The sequence below is a fragment of the Micromonospora sp. NPDC000089 genome (assembly GCF_042899365.1).
Lineage (GTDB): Bacteria > Actinomycetota > Actinomycetes > Mycobacteriales > Micromonosporaceae > Micromonospora.
On record NZ_JBIAZT010000008.1, the window covers coordinates 137702 to 154612 of the forward strand.

A 16911-nucleotide genomic window follows, 5' to 3' on the forward strand; every position below is an offset into this window, starting at 1 on the left:
CCGAGCCAGTCGCGCAATCGTTTCCACGGCCGTTTCGGCATCCCAGGAGCCGGGGGAGTCCCAGTCCACCAGGCCGTTCTGTCGCGGCAACGTAGGGTCATCGCCGTCCTTGTAGAAGTCGTCCAGACACAGCACGGGAAGTCCGGTTCGCTGCGCAATGTACGACTTTCCGGAGCCGGAGGGGCCGGCCAGAAGAACGACGCGGTGACGATATTCCATTACGTTAGGTGACTCCGGCCAGACGGATAGCGAGCAAAGTGTTCCCCTATCTCATCACACCCCCGGTGAGCGCCAACCTGGGCTTTCTCTTTCCGGAGCGGCGTGATGGAATCTCGGGGGTCCGACCCGCCGGGTCGGTCGCTGGGCGTTGCCCGAGGCAACGCGGAACGCTGTAATCGCGAGGGCGGTGACGTGAGCAAACGGCCACAGACGGCGGGCTCCTTCCTGTCGCGACTGAGCCGGCCGGCCGGTCGACTCCGTGACATGCCGATCTGGTCCAAGCTCGGTCTGATCATGATCGTGCCGACCATCGCCACGGTCGTCGTGGGCACGAGCGGGTTGGTCGACCACCTGCAGACGCTCAACAACGCCAACCGGGCCGGCGACCTCGCCGCCCTGGTGGACCGCTCGGGTGACCTGGTGAACACCCTGCAGGACGAGCGCACCTCGGCCGTCCTGCTGCTCGGTTCGCCCCCCAAGGGTCAGGCGCGGGAGCAGTACCAGGAGGCCTACAACCGGGTCAACGCGCGGGTGGACCAGGCCAAGGCACCGTACTCCCAACAGCGGGTCGACATCGATGGCCTGCCGGCCAACTTCGAGAACCTGCTGGACCGGATCGACCAGGACCTGCTGGACCTGCCGGGCACCCGCAGCCAGGTCTACAACGGCAGGCTGCGCACCACCGACGCGGTCGGCAAGTACCAGTTCCTGATCGACGGCCTGATCAGCATCCGCGACTCCGCCACCCAGCTCGCCGGCGACAACGACCTGAGCGACCGGATGCGGGCCGCCGGCTCCGTCGCGCGGGCCAAGGAGTTCCTCTCCCTCCGCCGGATCGCGGTGCACGAGATCCTGCTCCGCAAGGCGTACCCGTCCGCGCTGCGCGACCAGTACATCGCCACCGGCACCGGTCTGCAGCAGGCGCAGCAGACCTTCGAGACGGTGGCCAGCCGGGAAGAGCGGGAGTTCTACAACCAGACCGTCGCCGGATCCGACCTGCGGCAGGCCCAGGTCTACATCGGCCAGATCGGCGGCCTCACCACCGACCGGACCGACTCGATCAAGTTCGGCCCCGACCAGTGGGACGCCGCCATGGTGGCCTACTCCGGCCTGTACCGGACCGTCGAGGCGGAGCTCGACGGTAACGTGCTGGCCCAGGCCGACCGGCTGCGCTCGGACGTCCAGCAGCAGGTCTTCCTGGAGACCGGCCTGCTGCTCGGCATGCTGCTGCTGAGCATCCTCTTCGCGTACCTGGTCGCCCGGTCGATGGCCCGGTCGCTGCGTGACCTGCGTCAGGGCGCCCTCTCGATCGCCCAGTACGGCCTGCCCCAGGCGGTCGCCCGACTGCGCGACCCGCAGGTCGCCGGGGGCATGTCCGCCGGGCAGCTGGCCAACCAGATCGCCGAGCCGCTGCCGGTCCGCAGCCGCGACGAGTTCGGCCAGGTGACCGAGGCGTTCAACGCGGTCCACCTGGAGGCTGTGAAGACCGCGGCGGAGCAGGCCGCCCTGCGGTCCTCCGTCGCCACCATGTTCGTCAACCTCGCCCGCCGTTCGCAGATCCTGGTCGACCGGCTGATCGGTCACCTGGACCGGCTGGAGCGCGGCGAGGAGGACCCGGACCGGCTGGCCGAGCTGTTCCAGCTCGACCACCTGGCCACCCGGATGCGCCGCAACGACGAGAACCTCCTGGTGCTCGCCGGGGCGGACTCCACCCGCGTGCAGCGCGAGCCGGCCGCCCTGATCGACGTGCTGCGGGCCGCCCAGTCCGAGGTGGAGCACTACACCCGGATCGAGTTCGGCATCATCGACCGGGACATCGAGGTCGCCGCGCACGCGGTCAACGACCTGGTGCACCTGGTGGCCGAGCTGTTCGACAACGCCACCGCGTTCTCCCCACCGGACTCCCAGGTGATGGTGGAGGCGCGCCGGGCGGGCGACCGGGCCACCCTCTACGTCGAGGACCACGGCATCGGCATCAGCGCCGAGCAGCTGGCCGAGCTCAACGAGCGGCTCGCCACGCCGCCGCAGGTGGACGTGGCGGTCTCCCGGATGATGGGCCTGGTCGTGGTAGCCCGGCTGGCGTCCCGGCACGGGGTCAAGGTGGAGCTGCGGCCGGGCACCGGTCGAGGCACGGTGGCCGAGGTCACCCTGCCCACCTCGGTGCTGGTGCCGCGGGCGCTCGCCGGTCGGATGCCGCAGCCGGGCTCGCTGCCGGTCGCCGCCACCCCCGCTCCGCAGCTGTCCGCGGGCGCCCCGGTCTTCGGCGCGCTGCCCGCGCTCGGCGGCGGCCCCACCGCGGGCGGCCGTCCGGCCGACTCCGGTAACCAGGTCACCCTGGGTGGCCGTCCGTTCGAGCCGGCGCCGCGCAACGGCAGCCCGGCCGACGGTGGCCCGCGCGCCATGCCGGCCTGGTCGGACCTGACCGGCGCCGGCGGCCTCAACGGCGGCGACGTGTTCAACCGGCCCAGCAACGGCCAGCCGACCGGTCCGCTGCCGCAGCGGCGTGCGGACGACGGCGACCCGGGCAGCACCGGGCAGCAGCCGATGATCCCGCGGCAGCTGCCGAGCAGCCCGGAGGCCCGCCCGTACAGCGCCCCGCCGTTCCCGCCGGTCTCGTCGCCACCACTGCCGCCGGTCTCCGGCATGCCGGTCTCGGCCGCGCCCACGTCCGGCCAGCCGGTGTCGGGGCACCCGGTGTCCGGTCAGCCGTACTCGGCCCAGCCGTACTCCGCGCCGTTCTCGGCGCAGCCGTACTCGGGCCCGCCGGTCTCGGCCGCGCCGGTCTCGGGCCAGCCGGTCTCCACGCCGCCGGGCAACGCGTTGCCGCAGCGGCCGACCCCGGCGGGACCGTCCCCGGCCGCACCGGCCGGACCGAGCGCGGGTGCGCCGCCGGCCTGGCCGCCGGTGGTCGGCACGCCGCCGGTGACCGGCACCGAGCAGGGCGGCGCCCCGGCGGTCCCGGAACGGCTCGCCGCCGCGCTGGACATGACCTCGGAGCTGCCCCGGATCGGTCGCACCGAGACCGAGCCGCCGAGCGCGGCGGCCCGGCCCGCCGCGCCGCAGGCGTACGCCGCTCCGCAGACCCGTCCGGCGCCGCAGCAGCAGCCCGCGCAGCCCACCGGGCCGCAGGCTCAGGCCGGTCAGCCCAGCGCGGGACAGCCCAGCGCGGGACAGCCCAGCGCGGGACAGCCCAGCGGGCCGCGGGTCCGCGCCGGGCAGGCGCCGGCCGGTCGGCCGACGACGCCGCAGCAGGCCGGCAGCCGCCAGCGGTACGCGGACGAGACGATGGAGCTGCCGATCTTCCGGGAGCTGGAGTCGGCGTGGTTCCGCACCCGCCGACCCGGGCCCGAGGAGGCGGCCGGCGGCAAGGCGGCCCCGAACGGCGCCGCGACGCAGCAGACCCCCGTCGTCGACGCCGCCGACCGTTCCGCTCCGGACACCGCACCAGCCCCGACAGGTAAACCGCCGATGGCAGACACCCCGACAGCCGCAGGCGCGCCCCGTGCCAACGGGTCGACCAACGGCGGCGCCCGGCCCGGCCCGGCCAACGGCCTGCCCACCCGCCGGCCCGCGCCGCAGCAGGGCACCGGCTGGCAGACCGCCGCCGACGACGGCTGGCGGGCCGCGGTGGCCGCCTCCGACGTGCCGGTCGCGGCGACCACCGAAACCGGTCTGCCGAAGCGGACGCCGATGGCCCAGCTGGTGCCCGGCGCCGTGGAGAAGCCGACCACCTCCGTCCAGCGCCGGACGCCGGAAGCGGTACGCGGTCTGCTCTCCGCCTACCATCGGGGCGTGCAGCGCGGCCGGACCCACCCCTCGGACAGCAACCCCACCAGTCCGGAGGCGACTCCGGGAGGGCAGCAATCCTCGCAGTCCGGCTCGGGCCGGGCCGCCGGGAGCGGGCAGAAGGAGCAAGAAGGATGACCACTACGCAGGATCTCGGTTGGCTGCTGGCCAACTTCGCCGATCGGGTGCCGGGGGTCGCGCACGCGGTCGCCGTCTCCGCGGACGGCCTGCTCCTCGCGTCGTCGCGGGACCTGCCCCGGGACCGGGCCGACCAGCTGGCGGCGATCGCCTCCGGCCTGGTCAGCCTGACCCAGGGCGCGGCCCGCTGCTTCGAGGGCGGGGCGGTGCTGCAGACCGTCGTCGAGATGGACAACGGCTTCCTGTTCCTGATGTCCATCTCGGACGGCTCCTCGTTCGCCGTGCTGGCCGCCCGCAGCTGCGACGTCGGCCAGGTCGGCTACGAGATGGCCCTGCTCGTCGACCGGGTGGGTGACGCGCTGACCCCGCAGCCGCGTACGGCTGTCGGGATGATGGGCTGATCGCCGACCAGCAGGTCGGTGAGCAGCAACGACACGACAATGACGGGGTGTCGCCGGTGACAACCGGTGCCGGGTACGAGGGAGGTGAGCGGCGACATGGCCGATCGTGACGAACCGACCGGTGCGTTGGTCCGTCCATACGCCGTGACCCGTGGTCGTACCCGTCCCCGACTCGACATCGCCCTCGAGGCGCTCGTCGAGACGACGGTGCGCGGTCGGGCCGCTGCCAGTGGCAATGGCGGCCAGGGCCGAGAGCACCAGTACATCGCCGCGCTGTGTGACGGACGCGTGCAGTCGTTGGCCGAGATCGCGGCACGGATGCAGCTTCCGCTCGGCGTGGCCCGGGTGCTCATCGCCGACATGGCGACGGACGGCCTGGTCGCGGTCCACGAGCCGACCATCCTGGACGACTCGGACGACGCGATGGGCACTGAACTGCTGGAGAGGGTGCTGAGTGGACTTCGCAGGCTCTGACATGTCGCACCGCCCGCCTGCGCCGAGCGGGCGAGTGACGTCGGCGAAGATCGTTATCGCCGGGGGGTTCGGCGTCGGCAAGACGACGCTGGTGGGCTCGGTCTCGGAGATCACGCCGCTGACCACCGAGGCCATCATGACCTCCGCCGGCGTGGGCGTCGACGACACCCGGCAGGTGCCGGGCAAGACGACGACCACGGTGGCGATGGACTTCGGGCGTATCTCGATCGACCGGGACCTGATCCTGTACCTGTTCGGGACCCCCGGCCAGACGCGGTTCTGGTTCATGTGGGACGAGCTGGTACGCGGCGCGATCGGCGCCGTGGTGCTGGTCGACACCCGCCGGCTGGCCGACTGCTTCGCCGCGATCGACTTCTTCGAGCACCGGCGGCTGCCGTACCTGGTGGCCATCAACTGCTTCGACGGCATGCAGTACCACGACCCGCAGGACGTCCGGGACGCGCTGGCGATCTCCACGGACGTGCCGGTGGTGGCCTGCGACGCCCGTAACCGGGAGTCGACCAAGCACGTGCTGATCTCGCTGGTCGAGTACGTGCTGACCATGCGCCGCTCGCGCGCGGTCGCCCCGGCCTGACGGCTCTCGACGCGCCCGGTGGTGGCTTCGGCCGCCCCGGGCGCGTCCTGTTGTCCGTGCACACCGGTGCTACGGCCGGCCCCGTACGCCGGTGCTCCGGCCGGCCAGGTAGCTCCGGTGGGCCCGCCGGGCACCCGGGGGTCGCGGGGTCAGGAGTAGCGGGTCCAGCTGCCGCGGCTGACCGTGTACACGCCGAGGGCGCCACCGTTCATCCCGCTGTGCCGGCTGGGCTCGAAGGCGTACGAGCCGGCCATCCCGTCGATCACCTCGGTGCGCAGGTAGGCGCGGATCCGGCCACGGTCGAGGCTGGACGCCGCCCGGGCCGCCTCCACCAGCAGGGTCAGGGCGTCCGAGGCGTACGGGGCGAAGCCGCGGTAGGTGCCGTACCGGTTGAGGTACTGGAAGGTCAGGTCGAGCCGGGCCAGGGCGCCGCTGGTGGTGTTGGTCAGGGTGTCACCGCCGAGCGTCAGCGGGTGCACCACGTACGCGCCCTCCACTGCCGGGGCGTTGCGCTCGTTCAGGGTGTCCTCGGCGACGGCCGCGGCGTCCAGGTACAGCGGCCCCCGGTAGCCGGCCTTACGCAGTGCCCGGGCCGCGGCGCCGGAGTCGGGGGCGTTGGCCCAGACCACCACGGCGTCCGGGGTGCGCCGGACGGCCTCCTGGGCGGCCGGCACCATGGCGATGCTGTCCACCGGCAGCCGGGCGGTGTGCACGAGCCGCAGGCCCACCGCCTCGACGGCCGGGCCGACCGCCTCGACGCCCGCGTCGCCGTGCAGGCCGCTGCCGGCCAGCAGCGCCACCCGGCGGTGCCCCCGCTCGGCGAGCAGCGCGGCGATCCGACTGGCAACCGGCCGGGAGTCGGGCGTCACCTTGTAGACGAAGGTCCGGTCGGCGAGCGGACGGACGATCCCGTCACCGAAGGCCAGCGAGACGTACGGCACCCGGAGCCGCTGCGCCACCCCGATCATCCCCATCGAGGTCTCGGCCAGCGTGGCGCCGATCAGGGCGTGCGCGCCGTCCCGGGTGGCCAGCTCGGTGGCCTGACGGGCGGCCACCCGGGGGTTGCTGCCGTTGTCCCGCACCTCGAGCCGGATCCGTCGGCGCTGGTTGCCGACCGGTACGCCGTCCTGGTTGAGGGCGTCGGCGGTGATCCGCAGCGCTCGCTCCTGCGGCACGCCCAGCGCGGCGCCACGCCCGGTCAGCTCCAGGCTGACCCCGACCACCAGGTCTTCGACGCCGGGGGTGGCGGTGGGGGCGCCGGCGTCCCGGTCGGCCGTGCCGCGCCCGCAGGCGGTGAGCAGGAGGGTGCTGGCCGCCGCGGTGAGCACCCCGCGTCGGGTGTGCACGAGGGAGCCGGTCGCCGGTGTCGCCATTGGAGTCGCCTTTCCCGCCCGGCGGGTTCTCGCCGGTGCCGCGGGTATGTTTCCGCCCGCCCGGACCCGGCGTCAACTCAGCCGGGTGTGGGCAGAAACACGCAGGTCGGAGGGCGTTCCGGTGGGCTCGGGACCGATCCGGCGGCCGGTCGCCGGGGGCGATCCTCGGCGGAGTGTCAGGACCGGTAGCCGGCGGAACGGAACTCGTACTCCCGGTCGTCGTCCCGCTCGGCCGGGTCCCGGCTGAAGTCCCAGCCACCGGCCGACTCACGCCCCGGCCGGCCGCCGACCGCGAAGCCACCGATCTCCTGCCCGCGACGCCAGCCGCGGAAGTAACCGGTGGTGTTCTCGGCGAGGCTGGCCGCGTCCCGGACGATCCGCAGCGGCCGTTCCTCGCGCAGCGGTGAGCCGGGCACCAGGTTGGCCTGGGGAACCCGCTTGGGCAGGCCGGCGGAGGTCTCCGCGCCGATCGCCGGGCGGGCCGCCTGCTCGGCGGCCTGCCAACCGGTGTCCGCCGTGGTCGACCAGTCCAGCTCGCTCTCCTCGGCGTGACCGACGAACCAGGCGGACCTGGCCTGAGCGAAGATCAGCAGGTCGCCGTCGCCCTCGTCGGAGATCGGCGAGGGGCGGTGCTCCCGCGGAGCGGGCCGACGCTCGACCGGATCCGGCCGGCGCTCGGGCAGGTCGGCCCGGCGGTCCGACCGCCGCTCCGGCAGATCGGAGCGCCGCTCGGCGAACTCGGACCGCCGCTCGGGCAGCTCCGGGCGGCGCTCCGCGAGGTCGGACCGCCGCTCGGGCAGGTCGGCCCGGCGCTCGGGAAGTGGGCGGCCGGCCCGGCCGGTACGGCTGGCGTCGTCCCGCTCGACGAGGCGCAGCGGCGGCGTCTCCAGCTGCGGGTCGGCGGCCGGGGGGAGCCCGTCGCGCAGCGCCCGGTCGGCCAGCGGCGGCGGCTCGACCAGCCGCAGCATCGGCGGTTCCTGGGGCAGGTCGTCGGCGAGCCAGGGCGGGGTGACCCGGCGCTCGGCCCCGGCGTCGGCGGAGGCCTCCGCCGCTCGACCACCGCGCTCGCCGAAGGACGGCACCACCGGATTGTCGGCGGCGCTGTCCGCCGGATCCTGCGGGTTGTTGACCAGCGGCCAGTTGGCCCGCGAGCCGGGCGGCGCGGCCTCGGCCTCGGGACGGGGCGTCGGCACCGGCACGCTCAGGTCGGTGGCGCTGAAGCCGCCCACGGGGGGCACCGACGCACCGTTGGTCTTCGGCCGGGGCGGGATCACGGTGCGCTGCCGCTCCGCCCGGGCACTGTTGATCGCGGCGGTGGTCAGCGTCGGCCGGAACGGCTCGCCCGCCTCCGCGGGCGGCACGGCCCCCCGCTGCGCCGGAGCGATCGGGGTGATCCCGGGCGGGGGCGGCGGCGGCGCGGAGACCGGCCGGTTCGTCGGCCCGTCGACCCCGCGGCGGACGACCGGCATGGCCGGGTCGGTCTCCCGGCGGACGACCGGCATGGCCGGGTCGGTGCCGCGGCGGACCAGCGGCGAGGTGGAGTCGGTGCCCCGGCCGGCCAGCGGCGACGCGGGGTCGGCGCCCCGACGTACCACCGGCATGCCGGCGTCGGTGCCGCGGCGGACCACCGGCATCGCCGGATCGGTGCGGGCGGGCGGCGCGGAGGCCGGGGTGGCGGTCGTCGCGGCGGGGGCGACCGGGGTGACCGGCGCCGGTGCGACGGGCGGTGGCGCCACCGGGGCGGGCGCCACCGGCGGCGGCCCGAGCGGCCGCGGCGCGGTGGGCAGCGTCCCGCCGGCGACCGGCTCCGGACGGCTGCGCCGGCCGGTGGGCACGGGCGCCTGCGGCTCGACCGGGCGGACGGCCCGCAGGCCCGTTCCGGTGCCGCCGATGCCGGTCAGCTCGCCGACCGGCTCGCCACGACGGGCGGCGGCCCGCCGGCCCGGCACCGGGGTCGGGGTGGTGACCCGGGCGCTGAGGGCGCCGACCAGGGCGTCGCAGCCGGCGTCGCAGGCCCGCACCGAGGCGACCGCCTGGCGGACGGTCTCCGCCACCGCTGAGGTGAGCGCCCGGTTGACGGTGGCGCGGCGCGGCGTCTCGGTGACCGCCACCCGCAGCGCGGTGACCGCGTCCTCGATCTGCTCGAGCTCGGCGACCCCGTCGGCCGCGAGGTGCTCGGCCACGGCGTCGACGGCGACCGAGAGCTCCCGGCCGCGGCTGGTGGTGCCGGCCAGCATGCCCGGCTCGGGGAGCGCGTCGAGGACGGCCAACGCGACCGGCTCGGCCGGATCCGGGTACGCCCGCAGGGCCGCCGGATAGAGCTCGCGGAGCACCTCGCGCAGCGCGGCCGCGGCGGCGTGCCGACCGCTGGAGAGGGCGGCGTGCGCCGCCAGCACCTGCTTGTAGCCGACCAGGTCGCGCGGGGCCGGCAGGGTGACCGCGGAGAGCGCGCCGGCCTGCAGGGCGCGGGCCAGGCCCACCGCCCGGCGCTCGGCCGGGGGTGACTGCATCTCCTCCAGGGAGTCGTCGTCGGCGAAGCGCTCGGCGAAGTCGTCGGCGGAGTCGTCGTCCGTGATCGCGAGTGGACGCCCCGCGGCGCTCAACAGCGCGGTGACCGTGTGGTCGTCGCTGTCGGCCGCGATGGCCACCCCGCTCGGCCCGCCCGACCGCTCCACGAGCAGCGCGACCAACCGGGCGTACCCGGCCGGGTCGTCGCCGATCTCGCAGACATGCAGCAGCCGGCCTGCGTCGTCGACCACAGCAGACGTCAGCGTCGGACCGGCCGCCGCCGGTCGCTCCGCCGGATCGGCTGAGGCCAGACCGCAGTACACGCGCACGAGCGCCACGGCGTCGTCCTCCTCCCGGTCACAGGGCTTTCTCCGCCAGAGACTGATGCTCCCCGCTCGGGGTCAGTCGCGCCAGTCCACGACAGCAGAGATCTTGCCGACAATGGTCCGCCAACCCAAACTCGCGGTCTGCGCCCCGATCTTCTTGAGTCGCCGTCGTCCCAGGAAACCACCGATTCCGCCGTTGACAGCGGACCGCAGCGCCTCATCCAGGTCGTCCAGGCTGGAGCCGGCGGAGAGCATGTCCAACACGGCCGGTAGCCGCAGCGCGTACGACAGGTCGCGGGCCACCTCGCCCGCCTCGATCAGCAGCGTGGGATCCCACGAGTCGTGCCCGCCGCGCAGGTTCTCCACGACCAGATCCAGCTCGTAGGTGTCCTCGTCGAGCGGGGCGATGTCGGCCGGTTCCACCCGATCGGACAGTTCATTCCAACCGTCCAGTTGGGACATGTCGTTGGGCGCACCGGAACGGATGAAACTGACCAGCGCCTCGGGGGTACGGAACAGCAGCAGCTTGCCCCGGTGGGTGAGGAAGACCGGCACCTCCTCGTCGGCGGCCGCGTCGTCCGCGTCCTCCGCCTCGTCGGCGTCGTCCTCGTCGTCCGCCCGGTCGGTGGACTCGTCGGTCGTGGCGTCCTCGTCGTCGACGTCCCCGGCGCGGCCGGACCGGCGCCGCGCGGCGTCCGAGTCGTCCTCCTCGGTGAGGGCGGCGAACTCCTCGTCGAGGATCACCACCTCCTCGTCGTCCTCGGTCTCGACGACCTGCCGACGGGCCAGGAACGGGTCGTCCTCGTCGCGCTCGGCGACGTCCGTCGGGGTCACCTCCCGCGCCGGCCGGTACGCCCGCAGGGTGAAGCCGGTGCCGGCGGGCAGGGCGATCTCGACCGGGTCGATCCGCAGCTCGTCCCAGAGGGTGCGGTCGGCGGCGCCGCGCTCCACCTCGGGCTCGACCGGCCCGTCGGTGTCGTCGAGCTCGGGCTCGTCGGCGTCGGGCCGGTGGGGCGACTGGCGGGCCACGCTGACCTCCGTGTGCGTCGGGTTGGCACTCGCCGACGGGTGCCGCCGCCGAGTGACTCTGGGCACATACCCTAGTGGGCGCCCGCCGGGGCGCGGACCGGCACCCCGGTGGCGGTCGGGAAGCCCGGCGGGCCGGTGCGCGGACGGTCCGGGCGGCCAGCGGGACGCCGTGCTGGCGGTCTGGGGCGCCGACAGGTAGCGTTGCTACACATGAAGGCGCAGGCGCTGCACGGACACCTGGACGCCCTGCTGCTGGCGGTGCTGGAGCGTGGCGCACTGCACGGCTACGCCATCATCGAGGCGCTCCGCGCGCGCAGCCACGGCAGCCTGGACCTGCCCACCGGCACGATCTACCCGGCGCTGCGCCGGCTCGAGCGGGCCGGCCACGTGGCCAGCACCTGGAGCACCGTCAACGGGCGGGAGCGGCGCACCTACGAGCTGACCGACGCCGGGCGGCGGGCGCTGGCCGGCGAGCGCGCCGGCTGGCAGGACTTCAGCGCCACGGTTGGTCGCTTCCTCGGAACCGACGGGCCGTCCACCGCCTCCGCCTGACCGGCCGACCCCCGGTCAGCGGGTCGCGGCCACCCACGATCGGGTCGCCCGGGCCAGCGAGAACCAGGCCGCGCTCGCCAGCACCGCCCCGACCAGCAGCGGCGGCCAGGTCAGCGCGGCGTCCCAGAGCCGCACCGACCAGCCGAACAGGGCGAGCCCGCTGGTCACCCCGACGACGAGCACCCCGGTCAACCCCCAGCCGAGCAGCCGGCCGCCCGGCGGCTCGGCCCGCCCCCGTCGCGCGCCCAGCGCCCCGGCCGCCAGCGCCGCCAGGGCGAGCCCGGCCGCGGTCAACCAGATCACGTGCATGGACGCCGACAGCAGCAGGTAGCCGGCGGGCGGCCGTGGCCCGTCGCTCCAGCTCGAACCCCGCCAGGTCAGGTCGCCGGCGGCGACCAGCAGCAGGGCCACCAGCAATGCCCGGGTGGAGAGCGTGCGCAGCGCGGCGGCGGCCAGCTCGGCCTGGTACGCCGGCGCGAGCCGGACCGGGCTGCCGAACTCGGCCACCGCCCGCCGCTCGGCCTCGACCGCGGACAACCCCGCCGCCCGGTACGCCTCGGCGGCGTCGGTCAGCGCGTCGCGCAGCTCGACGAGCAGCTCGTGCTTGACCCGCGCCGGCCCGCGCAGCCGGTCGTCCAACTCCCGCAGCCGCTCGTCCACCCCACCCCGCATGGCACCCAGCCTGCCATCGGGCGGCCCCCGGCGCGTCGGGGAGATTCCCGGAGCCCGGCGGTCAGGGTCTCAGGGCAAGGTAGCCGCGCTCGGCGGCCTGCTGCAGCAGCCACTGGTCCCGGTACCAGCCCGGCGCGGCCGTCAGCTCGGTGTGCCGGCCGCGCTGGACCACCCGGCCGGCGTCCAGCACCAGGATCTCGTCCAGCCCGTCGAGGCCGCTGAGCCGGTGGCTGATCAGCAGCACGGAGTGTCCGGCCGGGGTGGCGGCCAGCGCGGAGCCGAGCACCGCGTCGGCGGCCGCCGGGTCGAGGCCCTCGGTGGGCTCGTCCAGCACCAGCACCCCGGGGGCGGCGAGCAGCGCGCGGGCCAGCGCGAGCCGCTGCCGCTGGCCGCCGGAGAGCTGCCCGCCCTCCTCGCCGACCACGGTGTCCCAGCCGTCGGGCTGTTCGCGTACCCAGTCCAGCAGGCCGGCCGCCCGGGCCGCGGCGGCCAGCTGCTCCTCGTCCGCCCGGGGCCGGCCGAGCAGCAGGTTCTCCCGTACGGTGGCGTGGAAGACGTACGCCTCGGCGAGCAGCCCGCCGACCGCGCGCGGCAACTCCTCGGCCGGGTACGCCGACAGCTCGATCCCGTCCAGGGTGACCCGGCCGGCGTCCGGCCGCACCGCGCCGGTCAGCACGGCGGCCAGGGTGCTCTTGCCGGCGCCGCTGGGCCCGACCACGGCCACCCGGCGGCCGGGCGGCAGGTCCAGGTCGAACCCGTCCAGCGCGGGGGCCGCGCCCGGGCGATAGCGGACCCGTACCCCCGCGAACCGCACGTGCGCCGCCTCGGCCGGGCCGCCGCTGGGCCGCGAACCCGCCGCCCGGGCTGCCGCGCCGCCGGCCGCCGCGCCGCCGGTCGTCCCCCTGCCGAGGTCGCCGGTGAGGTCGGGCCCGGCGGTGGTGCCGGCGCGGTAGGGGTAACCGGTTGCCCCGGTGGGCGCGGCGAGCAGCGCGGCGACCCGGTCCAGACCGGCGGCGAGCTGGGTGCGTTGCCGGGCCGCGCCGACCAGGGCCAGCGCCACCTCCACGGCGGCGAGGGTGCCGACCGCCAGCACGCCGACCAGTACGCCGCCGACGCCGGCGCGCAGCGCGACGAGCACCACCGCGCCGGCGGTCAGCCCGGCTACCAGCACCCCGGTCGCGTCGACCGCGAAGCCGGTGGCGGCGAGCCGGCGCTCCAGGCGGGCCAGCCGGTCGCCCCGGCCCCGGGCGACCGCCAGGGCCGACCCGGTGGCGCCGAACGCGGCCAGGTCGGCGGCGCCATGGGTGAGGTCGATCGCGTCGGTGGCGAGCGCGCCCCGCAGCGGGGCCACCTCGTCGGCGGCCCGCCGGGTGAGCCGGCCGGCCAGGACGGGCAGCGCCACCCCCGCGACCAGCAGGCCGGCGGCGAGCACCCCGGCCGCGGGCAGCGAGATCGCCGCCGCCCCGCCGACCGCGAGCACGCTCACCAGCGCGGCGGCCGCCCCCGGCACGAGCACCCGCAGGAGCAGGTCCTGCACCGCCTCCACGTCGGAGACCAGCCGGCTGAGCGCGTCGCCGGTGCGGTGCCCGGCCGGCCGGGCGGCCAGGCCGGCGAAGACCCGGGCCCGGACGTCGGTGATCATGCGCAGCACGGCGTCGTGGCCGGCCAGCCGCTCGGTGTAGCGGAACACGCCGCGACCGATGGCCAAGGCCCGGACGGCGACGATCGCCACGGTCAGCCGGTCCAGCGGCGGCCGACCGGCGGCGCTCATCAGCAGCCAGGTGGCGGTGGCCATCAGCGCCAACCCGGCGAACTCGGTGGCCGCGGCGAGCAGCCCCGCGCCGACCAGCCGACCCAGGTACGGCCGGGCCAACCGCAGCACCGCCCGCTCGGCACCACGCCGCCCACCGGGCCGCGTCGGCCGAGCCCGGCCGGGCGACGCCTCGTCGGCCGGGGCGGTCGCGTCGGCCCGGGTGGTCACCTCGCCCGCCGCCGGCCCGGTCACCTCGCCCGCTGGCCCCGGCACCTCTGCGGGCGTCGGTGTGGGCAGCTCGGCGGGCGTCGAGCCGACCGGGTCCCGCCCTGGCGGGACGATTCCGTCGCTCATCCGGTCACCTTCCCGACCGGGGCCGGGGCCAGCTCGGTCACCCGGCCGTCCTCGATCCGGATGATCCGGTCGGCGTCGGCCAGCAGCGCCGGGCGGTGCGCGACAAGGAGGGCGGTGCGCCCGGCGACCAGCCGCCGGGTCGCCGCCAGCACCACCGCCTCGCTGGCGGTGTCCAGTCGGGCGGTCGGCTCGTCCAGCAGCACCAGCGGGGCGTCCCGCAGGAACGCCCGGGCCAGCGCGACCCGCTGCCGCTGGCCGCTGGACAGGCCGTGCCCGCGCTCGCCGAGCACGGTGCCCAGCCCGTCGGGCAGCGCGGCGACCACCTCGTCCAGCGCGGCGTCGGTGACCGCGGTGGCCAGCGCGCGGTCCCGGGTGTCGGGGGCGCCGAGCCGGACGTTGTCGGCCAGCGAGGCGGCGAACAGGTGGGCCCGCTGCGGCACCCAGGCCAGCTGCCGGCGCCAGTCGTCGAGGTCCACCCCGGCCAGGTCGACGCCGTCCACGGTGACCCGGCCGGAGGTCGGGGTGACGAAGCCGAGCAGCAGGCCGAGCAGGGTGCTCTTGCCGGCGCCGCTGGGCCCGATGACGGCGATCCGCTCGCCGGGCCGGACGGTCAGCGTGACGTCGCGCAGCGCGGTGGTGCGGTCGTACGCCACGGTCACGTTCTCGAAGCGCAGCTCGCCGCGCCCGGACGGGGCCGGCGCCGGTGCGGCGGCGGGGGCGGCGCCCGCCGGGGTGGCGTCGGAAGGCACGGTGGCGGGTGGGGCGGTGGTGGCGGGCGGCGCGGAGAGGGTGAGCGCCTCGTCCAGCGCGGTCAGCCCCTCCATGCTGGCGTGGAACCGGGCGCCGGCCGCCCGCAGCGGCAGGTACGCCTCCGGGGTGAGCAGCAGCACCAGCAGCGCGGTGGACAGGGTTATGCCGCCGGAGAGCAGCCGGATGCCGACCGGCACGGCGACCAGCGCCACCGACAGCGTGGCGATCAGCTCCAGCACCAGCGCGGAGAGGAAGGCGATCCGCAGCGTCTTCATGGTGGCGACCCGGTGCCCGTCGGCCATCCGGCGGACCACCTCGGTCTGCGCCCGGGCCCGGCCGAACGCGCGCAGCGTGGGCAGGCCGGCGACCATGTCGAGGAAGTGCCCGCCGAGCATCGACAGCCGCCGCCACTGCCGCTCGGTGGCGGCCTGCGCCTGCCAGCCGAGCAGCGCGCCGAAGATCGGGATGAGCGGGATGGTCAGCGCGATGATCAGCGCCGAGGACCAGTCGGCGAACACCAGCCGGGCCAGCACGGCCGCCGGCACGGTCACGCTGAGCACCAGCTGGGGGAGGTAGCCGGTGAAGTAGGCGTCCAGCGCGTCCAGGCCGCGCCCGGCCAGGGTGGCGAGCTGCCCGGCCCGTTGGCCGGCGACCCACCCCGGGCCGTGCCGGCCGACGGCGGCCAGCAGGTCGGCGCGGAGGGCGGCCTTCACGGTCGCCGCGGCCCGCGCCGCGACGGTGCCCTGCCCCCAGGAGACCAGCGCCCGCCCGCCGACGGCGGCGACGAAGCCGGCCAGCGCGACCCGGTCCAGCCGGCCGCCGACGGCGGCGGTGAGCAGCGCGGCCAGCGCGGTGGCCTGCCCGACGACCAGCAGCGCGGTGAGCCCGCCCAGGACCGCGAGCACGGCGAGGTCGCGCCGGGCCGCGGGGACCCGGCGCAGCAGACGCGGGTCGAAGGGACGGCGGTTCACCAGTACACCGGTGCCCTGCCGTCGGTCCGTCCTCGGAACACCCACCAGCACATCGCCTGGAAGCCTAGTAGGGCCGGCAGCAGCGGCAACGTCAGCCAGCCCAGCAGGCGCAGGGTCGGCCCGCTGGCCGCCGCGTCGGCCACCGCCAGCGAGGCCGCCGGATCGGCCGTGGAGACCAGCACCCAGGGCCAGAGCGCCGCGCCGACCAGGGCCACCGGCGCGGCGAGCGCCAGGCCGGTGCCGGCCAGCGCCCACCCGGGCCGCCCCCGGCACAGCGCCGCGCGGGCCGCCAGCAACGCCGTGACCAGCACCAACGGCAGCAGTACGGCGACCAGCGGGCGCGTCGGGGTGGCGCGTACCCGGTCGGAGAGCAGGCCCAGCGCGGTGGCCGTGGCGACCGCGACGATCGCCACCGGGATCAGCCGGCGGGCCAGCCGGCCGGCGGTGACCGCCTCGGCGACGGGCAGCCGCAGGGTGAGGAAGGTCGCACCGTGCGCGGCCACCACGGCGAGCACGGCGAGCGCGGCGGCGGCGACGAACGGGGTGACCAGGTGGGTCACCCCGGCGACGTGCCCGTCGGCCCGCCGGGGTACGCCCTGGAGCAGGCCGCCGAGCAGGGCGCCCCAGCCCAGCGCGGCGAGCGCGCTGCCGGTCACCACCAGCCGGTCCCAGCGGGCGCGGGCCCGGGTGCCGGTGGGTCGGCTGCGCAGCTGCACGCCGGCGGTCACCAGCACCACCCCGACCAGCGCGCCGGCCACCACCGGGTAGAACCCGGAGAGCAGCTCGCCCTCCAGGGTGGGGAAGGCGCCGAACAGGATGCCGACGGTGGCGACCAGCCACACCTCGTTGCCGAGGAAGAACGGCCCGAGCGCGGTGAGCGAGGCGCGGTGGCCGGTCGACCCGTCCCGCCGGGCGAGCAGCAGGCCGACGCCGTAGTCGTACCCGGCGAGAACGAGGTAGCCGGCGAAGAAGAGGCCGAGCAGGGCGTAGAAGGCGAGATCCATCACGGG

The 16911-nt window shown here is 76.1% G+C and carries 11 protein-coding genes and 2 pseudogenes; 5 read left to right on the top strand and 8 right to left on the bottom strand.

The window, feature by feature from the left end; translation table 11 throughout:
* Positions 1-411: 411 nt before the first annotated feature.
* The 4 genes from ACFY3U_RS17045 to ACFY3U_RS17060 all read left to right on the top strand — a co-directional run bounded on the left by ACFY3U_RS17045 (position 412) and on the right by ACFY3U_RS17060 (position 5613).
* Positions 412-4143 carry a nitrate- and nitrite sensing domain-containing protein gene (locus tag ACFY3U_RS17045; protein ID WP_387201924.1) on the top strand — a complete coding sequence of 1244 codons (3732 nt, stop codon included), beginning with the start codon at positions 412-414 and terminating at the stop codon, positions 4141-4143.
* Positions 4140-4544 carry a roadblock/LC7 domain-containing protein gene (locus ACFY3U_RS17050; RefSeq protein WP_013283992.1) on the top strand — a complete coding sequence of 135 codons (405 nt, stop codon included), beginning with the start codon at positions 4140-4142 and terminating at the stop codon, positions 4542-4544. The genes ACFY3U_RS17045 and ACFY3U_RS17050 overlap by 4 nt, the downstream gene beginning before the upstream one ends.
* A 96-nt stretch (positions 4545-4640) precedes the next feature.
* Entirely contained in the window at positions 4641-5018 is a 378-nt protein-coding gene (locus ACFY3U_RS17055) for a DUF742 domain-containing protein (RefSeq protein WP_387201927.1), read from the top strand.
* Between the two features lies 1 nt (position 5019).
* On the top strand, positions 5020-5613 hold the full coding sequence (locus ACFY3U_RS17060) for an ATP/GTP-binding protein (RefSeq protein ID WP_088964027.1): 594 nt from the start codon (positions 5020-5022) through the stop codon (positions 5611-5613).
* A gap of 149 nt (positions 5614-5762) precedes the next feature.
* On the opposite strand, the gene ACFY3U_RS17065 is transcribed toward ACFY3U_RS17060, so the two are convergent.
* From ACFY3U_RS17065 to ACFY3U_RS17080, 4 genes and pseudogenes are all read right to left on the bottom strand, one after another.
* Positions 5763-6986 (bottom strand): ABC transporter substrate-binding protein, encoded by a 1224-nt coding sequence (locus ACFY3U_RS17065; RefSeq protein WP_387201931.1) that lies wholly within the window; start codon positions 6984-6986, stop codon positions 5763-5765.
* Between the two features lie 176 nt (positions 6987-7162).
* Positions 7163-8434, bottom strand: a pseudogene (locus ACFY3U_RS17070) (hypothetical protein); the annotation flags it as partial.
* 189 nt (positions 8435-8623) lie between these two features.
* Positions 8624-9832, bottom strand: a pseudogene (locus ACFY3U_RS17075) (transposase); the annotation flags it as partial.
* Between the two features lie 63 nt (positions 9833-9895).
* On the bottom strand, positions 9896-10849 hold the full coding sequence (locus ACFY3U_RS17080) for a DNA primase (protein WP_387201934.1): 954 nt from the start codon (positions 10847-10849) through the stop codon (positions 9896-9898).
* A 210-nt stretch (positions 10850-11059) separates the two neighbouring features.
* On the opposite strand from ACFY3U_RS17080, the gene ACFY3U_RS17085 reads away from it, so the two are divergent.
* Entirely contained in the window at positions 11060-11401 is a 342-nt protein-coding gene (locus tag ACFY3U_RS17085; RefSeq protein WP_387201937.1) for a PadR family transcriptional regulator, read from the top strand.
* A gap of 15 nt (positions 11402-11416) precedes the next feature.
* Here ACFY3U_RS17085 and ACFY3U_RS17090 read toward each other — a convergent pair whose 3' ends face one another.
* The 4 genes from ACFY3U_RS17090 to ACFY3U_RS17105 form a co-directional block, all read right to left on the bottom strand.
* Positions 11417-12073, bottom strand: coding sequence for a permease prefix domain 1-containing protein (locus ACFY3U_RS17090; RefSeq protein ID WP_387201939.1), 657 nt, complete (start codon positions 12071-12073; stop codon positions 11417-11419).
* 61 nt (positions 12074-12134) lie between these two features.
* On the bottom strand, positions 12135-13955 hold the full coding sequence (gene cydC / locus ACFY3U_RS17095; protein ID WP_387202270.1) for a thiol reductant ABC exporter subunit CydC: 1821 nt from the start codon (positions 13953-13955) through the stop codon (positions 12135-12137).
* 221 nt (positions 13956-14176) lie between these two features.
* Positions 14177-15901, bottom strand: coding sequence for a thiol reductant ABC exporter subunit CydD (cydD, locus tag ACFY3U_RS17100; RefSeq protein ID WP_387201942.1), 1725 nt, complete (start codon positions 15899-15901; stop codon positions 14177-14179).
* The gene (locus tag ACFY3U_RS17105) at positions 15898-16905 is read right to left on the bottom strand and encodes a cytochrome d ubiquinol oxidase subunit II (RefSeq protein WP_387201945.1); all 1008 of its coding nucleotides are present in this window, start codon (positions 16903-16905) and stop codon (positions 15898-15900) included. Before ACFY3U_RS17105 ends, cydD begins: the two co-directional genes overlap by 4 nt.
* Between the last annotated feature and the right edge of the window lie 6 nt (positions 16906-16911).